The 6,702-nt window shown below is 39.7% G+C and carries 5 protein-coding genes and 1 pseudogene; 2 read left to right on the forward strand and 4 right to left on the reverse strand.

All coding sequences use genetic code 11. The features are described from left to right. The 4 genes from ACZFYI_RS13170 to ACZFYI_RS13185 form a co-directional block, all read right to left on the reverse strand. The coding region (locus ACZFYI_RS13170; RefSeq protein WP_462524592.1) for an ABC transporter permease at positions 1-1,734 on the reverse strand (1,734 nt) is incomplete at its 3' end. A gap of 99 nt (positions 1,735-1,833) precedes the next feature. After that, the gene (locus ACZFYI_RS13175; RefSeq protein ID WP_462524593.1) at positions 1,834-2,532 is read right to left on the reverse strand and encodes an ABC transporter ATP-binding protein; all 699 of its coding nucleotides are present in this window, start codon (positions 2,530-2,532) and stop codon (positions 1,834-1,836) included. 118 nt (positions 2,533-2,650) lie between these two features. Next, positions 2,651-3,004, reverse strand: coding sequence for a four helix bundle protein (locus tag ACZFYI_RS13180; protein ID WP_462524594.1), 354 nt, complete (start codon positions 3,002-3,004; stop codon positions 2,651-2,653). A gap of 205 nt (positions 3,005-3,209) precedes the next feature. Continuing rightward, positions 3,210-4,460, reverse strand: coding sequence for an efflux RND transporter periplasmic adaptor subunit (locus tag ACZFYI_RS13185; protein ID WP_462524595.1), 1,251 nt, complete (start codon positions 4,458-4,460; stop codon positions 3,210-3,212). A gap of 440 nt (positions 4,461-4,900) precedes the next feature. Here ACZFYI_RS13185 and ACZFYI_RS13190 point away from each other — a divergent pair, with 440 nt between their 5' ends. Beyond that, positions 4,901-6,289 (forward strand): sigma-54-dependent transcriptional regulator, encoded by a 1,389-nt coding sequence (locus ACZFYI_RS13190; protein ID WP_462524596.1) that lies wholly within the window; start codon positions 4,901-4,903, stop codon positions 6,287-6,289. After that, positions 6,279-6,702: pseudogene (locus ACZFYI_RS13195) on the forward strand (histidine kinase); the annotation flags it as partial. The gene ACZFYI_RS13190 and the pseudogene ACZFYI_RS13195, both read left to right, overlap by 11 nt.

A 6,702-nucleotide genomic window follows, 5' to 3' on the forward strand; every position in this document is an offset into this window, starting at 1 on the left:
GTTTCCCCAAAGGTTGACCGTGGCACCGATAGGATTTTCAAGCCCTATTACTTTCACCGCAGCTTGATTGAGGATGATTTTACTTTTTTCATCACCAAAATCTGAGGAAAAAGACCTTCCTTCCAAAATTTCAAAATCCATCGTTTCGATCAGGTCCATATTAACAGTGATGTTTTCAAATTTGACCTGTTCATCAGGGTTTTTCCCTTCCCAACTCAATCCGATAGTAGAACTCATGAGACCGACAAGTGGATGTGAGATACTTGAGGCATTTTCCACACCTGAAATTCCTTTGACCTGATTAAGGAAAAGTTCAAGTTGGGTATCTGAAAGCGAAGATGAATTGACCTGAAGGAGATGGGATTGGTTGTATCCGAGATTTTGGTTTTGGATGAATGCCATCTGACGGCCAATCACCGATATGCCGATGATGAGTAAAAGTGAAATCGAAAACTGGAAAATCACCAGACCTTTTCTTGCCAAAAGTTCTCCAAAACTCCCCTTGAGGGTACTTTTGAGGATTTGGATCGGCTGGAACTTTGATAAATAGACCGAAGGATAAATCCCTGCAAGCAATCCTGTAAATGCCCAAATCAAAACCAAAATCAGAATTTCAGAAACCGTCAAACTGAAGTTCAGTTCCTTAAGGGTAACCTGATTGAAAAATGGCTGTAACATGGTTGTCAAAACCAACGCAAGAATCATTGCAAAGAAAGTGAGCAGCATGGATTCGACCATAAATTGGCTAAACAAACCCACTCGACTGGCTCCCATGGATTTTTTGACTCCAATCTCCTTGAGTCTGTTCATCGACCTTGCAGTGGTCAGGTTCATAAAATTGATACAGGCTATCAATAGGATGAAAAAGGCGATCGCCGAAAATATCCACACATAATTGATCCTCCCCCCTACTACTTTTCCATCTTCAAATGATCCATAGAGGTAATTGTCCTCATATGCCTGAACAAAGGGAGTTACATTGCTTTCGGCTTTTCTATCTTTTAGGAAGTTGGCTATTTGGGCATTGAATGATTCCACATCAGTTCCTTCACGCAACAACACAAAAGTTCCGGCATTGAAATTATCCCAATGAGCTCCCTCTCCAAGCATTTGTTTAAAGAAGGGAAACGACAAAAGGAATTCAGGTTTATCTACATCATAAGGACCAAAATCCTTATAAACTCCCCTTACCATCACTTCATTCCCAAATTCAAAAACTGACCATTTCAATGTTTTTCCTAGGGCCTCTTCAGGAGATCCAAATATCCTTGTAGCCAAAGATTCAGATAAAACTATCGAGTTGATATCATTCAGGCTCTGCGACTTATCCCCTTCCAAAAATTCAATGCTGAACATATCCAAGTATTCCTGATCTACGAATAAACCGTCACCTATCTGTATCTCCTTTCCATCATCAAAAGAAACGCCACTAATGAAAGGAGAAATTGCTGTTGCCATTTCTACTTGGGAAAGGTCCGCCTCCATAGCCTCGGCCATCTCAGCAGGAGTGATACCAATAGTGACTATTCCTGTAGAATTGTCATGATTTGTAAATACTGTATAAATCCTTTCTCCAAGTGCATGGTATCTATTGATACTCAATTCGTCTTTGACCCACATCATGATAAGAATCACAGTAGTCAATCCCATAGTGAGTCCCAATAAGTTGATCGAAAAAGTCAACTTATGCTTTTTGAAACTTCTGATGGCGATTTTGAGATAGTTGGTTAGCATGGCAATAGGAGTTGGTTAGTTGAAAAAAAATCAAATTGGAAAGTGACAGATAACCGATGTCATCATCGGTTATCTGTCATTGGAAATCTGTCAGGTTTTTCAAATATGGAATTGCTCCCTGATATTCTCAGTTACCACCTTGCCATCAAATAAGTTGATGATACGGTGGGCGTAGTTGGCGTCATGTGGAGAGTGCGTCACCATCACGATGGTTGTTCCCTCATTGTTCAATTCCTCCAAAAGTCTCATCACTTCTTCTCCATTGGCAGAATCTAGGTTTCCGGTAGGTTCATCGGCAAGGATGACTGAAGGCTTAGCAACAATAGCACGGGCTATGGCTACCCTTTGCTGCTGACCACCGGAAAGTTGTTGAGGAAAGTGGTCTTTTCTATGCATGATGTTCATACGGCCAAGAACTTCCTCTACCCTTCTTTTCCTTTCGTCAGCAGGTGTTTTAAGGTACAAAAGAGGTAATTCCACATTTTCAAATACAGTCAATTCGTCTATGAGATTGAAGCTTTGGAATACGAATCCGATATTTCCCTTTCTCAACTGAGAACGCTGCCTCTCAGAGAATTTGGCTACCTCATTTTCGATGAAAAAATATTGACCTGAATCAGGATTGTCCAGCAATCCGATGATATTGAGCAAAGTGGATTTGCCACAGCCTGACGGTCCCATGATGGCGACGAATTCGCCTTTTTTGATTTCGATCTGGATATCATCCAGTGCGGTGGTTTCTACTTCCTCTGTAGTATAGAGCTTTCGGAGATTGACGGTTTTGATGATGTTTTCCATGATTCGTGTGGTATGTCTATTTTAAGTTAAATTGATTTTTTAATACTTGACAGATGGCGGGTGACCGATGACCGATGATCTGCAACAATCTGGGAATAAATGGCTTTGAATACCATATTTATTGGACTTTTGATTTAAACGAGTTCAGCATGTTCATTAAATAAAAGGCTTTATCATACATTTCTGTAAAATCATTTTCATTGATGTATTTCCTTCTTTTTGCTTTTTCCAAACATGTTACTACTTCTGCAAGTGACCTGATCGAATAACCCAAGAATTTTTTAAACTCAGGATTTGATTGGCCAATGGAACCTTCTGCAATATTGAGTGCAATAGAATCGCATGCCCTTTTGATTTGCGATGAGAGATTATAGATTTCTTCTTTTGGAAATCCTAAACTTATTTTGAAGACATCCTCACCAAAATCCATAGCGTTCTGCCAAATGATTAACTTTTCAAATTTAAATTTCATTGTTTTAAGGTTTTATTTCCAGATAAAGTTTTAGGTATTCAATTTACCCCTAACCCACCAAAAATTAATCTGATACAATTAACTTAAACGTTTATTTATAATCACTTCAATAAAATCCTAATTCTCAACCTCAATCTTTATTTCAGGAGAATCCAACATCAGTCATCGGTCATCGGTCAATTTTTCCCTACATCGGTCTCCCAAACTACTTCAAATTCAAGACCTCATTTTTCCCAAAATTCTCATAGCCGGATACGATGACTTTTTCACCTACTTCCAAGCCTTCGAGGACTTCGTAATATTCAGGGTTTTTTCTACCAAGCCTGATATTTCTTTTTTCAGCTTTATTGGATTGAGGATCAAGCACAAAGACCCAGTTCCCTCCAGTATCTTTGTAGAATCCTCCGGTTGGAAGTAATGTAGCCTGTTCACTTTCACCAAGCTCCAATCTGATTCTGACAGTCTGACCTCTCCTGATTCCGGTAGGTACTTCTCCAGTGAAAATCATGTCCACTTCAAATCTACCTCCTGTTACGTTGGGATAGATTTTAGCGATCTCAAGTTCGTATGAAGAGCCCGAAAATGTAAAACTACCTCTTAAGCCAGTATTAATCCTCGGCAGATAAAGTTCATCTATTTGAACCCTTACCTTGAACTTGTCCAAAATATCAATCTGACCATATCGCTCCCCGGCATTGATGGATTGACCAACCTCGATTTGCTGGGTAGATAACTGTCCCGAAATGGGTGCCCTGACGACAAGATTATCCAAAATATGGCCAACCCCATTGAGGGACTGATTCATTCTGCTTTCGGAATCAAAAAGCTGCCGCTTTTGTGCTACCCGGGAAACAGAATCATTCCTGTAGGCTATATATGTCAGTTTTCTCCTTTTGAGATTGTATTCATATTGCTCTTTCACCTCTTCAAATTCCCGGTCTGAAACCAGTTTTTTGGAATGAAGCTCCTTGAACCTTTCGTATTGGGGTTTAAGCAAGCTGATCTGATAGTCAATTTCCGCAAGTTGACCCTGTTGACTCAAGTCATTTTGATCCAACTGAAGTCTCACCTGTCTAAGGTTGTTGATTTGGAAGTAAAGACCTGATTCCCTTTCCATCACCTCCAATTGCAGTTTGCTATTTGAAAGCAACAATATTGTGTCCCCTCTATTGACAAATGCACCTGATTCACGGATGATTTTTGAAATATTTCCGCCTTCCAATGCGTCAAGGAAAAAAACCTCACCAGGTTCAATCGCTCCGCTGACAGGAATGTAATCTGTAAATTCACCTTCCCTAACAGATGCGATAGTAATCCTTTCCATGTTGACATTCATGGAAGACCTCGAGTCGGCAAAGAACAATTGGTATATGATCAAAACCAAAAGAAGGGTACTTCCGGCAATGATGGCGATGAACTTTGGAGTCCAGGTCTTTTTCTCAATCTTCCTATCCATTATTGATTTTCTGTTTTACTTTGATTTCTATTTGCCAATTAACATGCCATCAAAAAAACCGCTCAAAAACTATCAAAAAGGGCATATCCGATTTTTTCCTTGAGATTTTTCGAACAAAAACGTCCGCATGCGACCAAAGAATGAATAAATCAGGTCATAATATTTTAAAAGTATCATTCCTTTAATTCAACAAAATCTGCTTAATTTCAATCCATTGAGCTATTTTGAAATGATATTGTCCGTTTGTATCATTTCGGTACAAGTTTTGGCATTCTTAAGTAAGAAGAACGAAGTGGGAAGTACGATGCCCCTGGCTAAAATGGGATCAAAAGCTATTTATTCCGGTTGTTAAAAAAGAATTTGGCTTTGACTTCAAATAATTCGGACTTCCAGCTTCCAACTTTCTCACATCTCAAGTCTAATGTCTCATATCTTATTTTATGAAAGAAAACAAACCAGGTAAAATCCTTATCGTCGATGACAATGAGGATTTGTTAAAAGCTGCAAAAATATTTTTGAAAAGACATTTTGGGCAAGTGGATACGGAAACCAATCCAGGCCTTCTTCCTGTCCTTATCATCAATGAACAATATGATGTCATCTTGTTGGATATGAATTTCACCAAAGATGTCAGCAGCGGGCAGGAAGGGTTTTATTGGCTAGACAGAATTTTAGAATTAGATTCCTCTGCAGTAGTCGTATTGATTACGGCATACGGAGACGTAAACACTGCGGTGAAAGCCATCAAAGAAGGGGCCACAGACTTTGTATTGAAACCTTGGGAAAATGAGAAACTATTGGCCACGCTGAACTCAGCCCTTCAGCTTCGTCAATCAAAACTTGAGATATCACAATTAAAAACCCAACAGCAACAACTCTATCAGGACATCGACAGCAAATTCAAAGACATCATCGGCCAAAGTGCTTCTATGGTTAAAGTCTTCGAAACAATAGAAAGAGTTGCCGGTACTGACGCCAATGTGTTGATCTTAGGAGAAAACGGAACTGGAAAGGAATTGATAGCCCGGGCCATACACAGACATTCCAAAAGACATCGTGAAGCATTTATAGGTGTGGATTTGGGATCAATTACCTCTACTCTTTTTGAAAGCGAGCTTTTCGGACATAAAAGAGGTTCATTTACTGATGCCAAAGAAGACAGGGCCGGCAGATTTGAACAGGCGAATAAAGGGACATTGTTTTTGGATGAGATCGGAAACCTCCCCCTCCCACTCCAATCCAAACTTTTAGCCGCTTTACAGAACAGAGAGGTAACCCGCGTTGGTGCCAATAAAGCAACTCCTGTCAATATCAGGTTGATTTCTGCCACCAACATGCCGATCCATAGTATGGTATATGAAAATACATTCAGGCAGGATTTACTCTATAGAATCAATACGATCGAAATTACTTTGCCACCCTTGCGGGAGCGACTGGAAGATATCCCCCATCTGGCCAACCATTTTATCGAAGTCTATTCCAAAAAATACAACAAAGAAATCCGAAAAGCCGGAGAAGCATTGATCAAGCGCATGCAAAAATACCATTGGCCAGGAAATATCCGCGAGCTGCAGCACAGCATCGAGCGGGCAGTAATCATGACTACACATGGTGTGCTGCAGCCTGAGGACTTATTTATGCAAAAGCAGCTTAGCCCTGAAAAACAGGAGGAAATGGTCAGCTTAGACCATTTGAATATAGAAGATGTAGAAAAAATATTGATAAGAAAAGCCCTTCAAAAACACAACGGCCACATCACCAGAGCGGCTGAAGAATTGGGATTGACCAGGTCATCATTGTACAGAAGATTGGAGAGGTATGGGCTTTAGGTCATTTTCTATCGGTATTTTAATCCGTGTTTTGCTGATAGTGGTCTTTGCCTATTTGGGTTTGTTTTTTTTCTTTAAAGAACAGTCCATGGTTCAAACCATTATGTTTTCAGTGATTGTTTTCTTTTTGGTACTCAATCTGATTTCTTATGGGAATACCACAAACAGGAAAATAACCAGGTTTTTGGAATCAATCCGGTATTCTGATTTTTCATCTTCATTCACCAAAGACAGCAAGCTTGGAAATTCATTCAAAGAAATGAACATGTCTTTCAATGAAGTCATTGAGGCATTCAAAAAAACAAGGGCTGAAAAGGAAGAGCAAATGCTTTTTCTTCAAATCATGATCCAACACATCAATACCGGAATATTGTCTTTTGACAGTCAGGGAAGAATCGGTGTGATCAACGGGG

The organism is Aquiflexum sp., from assembly GCF_977115555.1.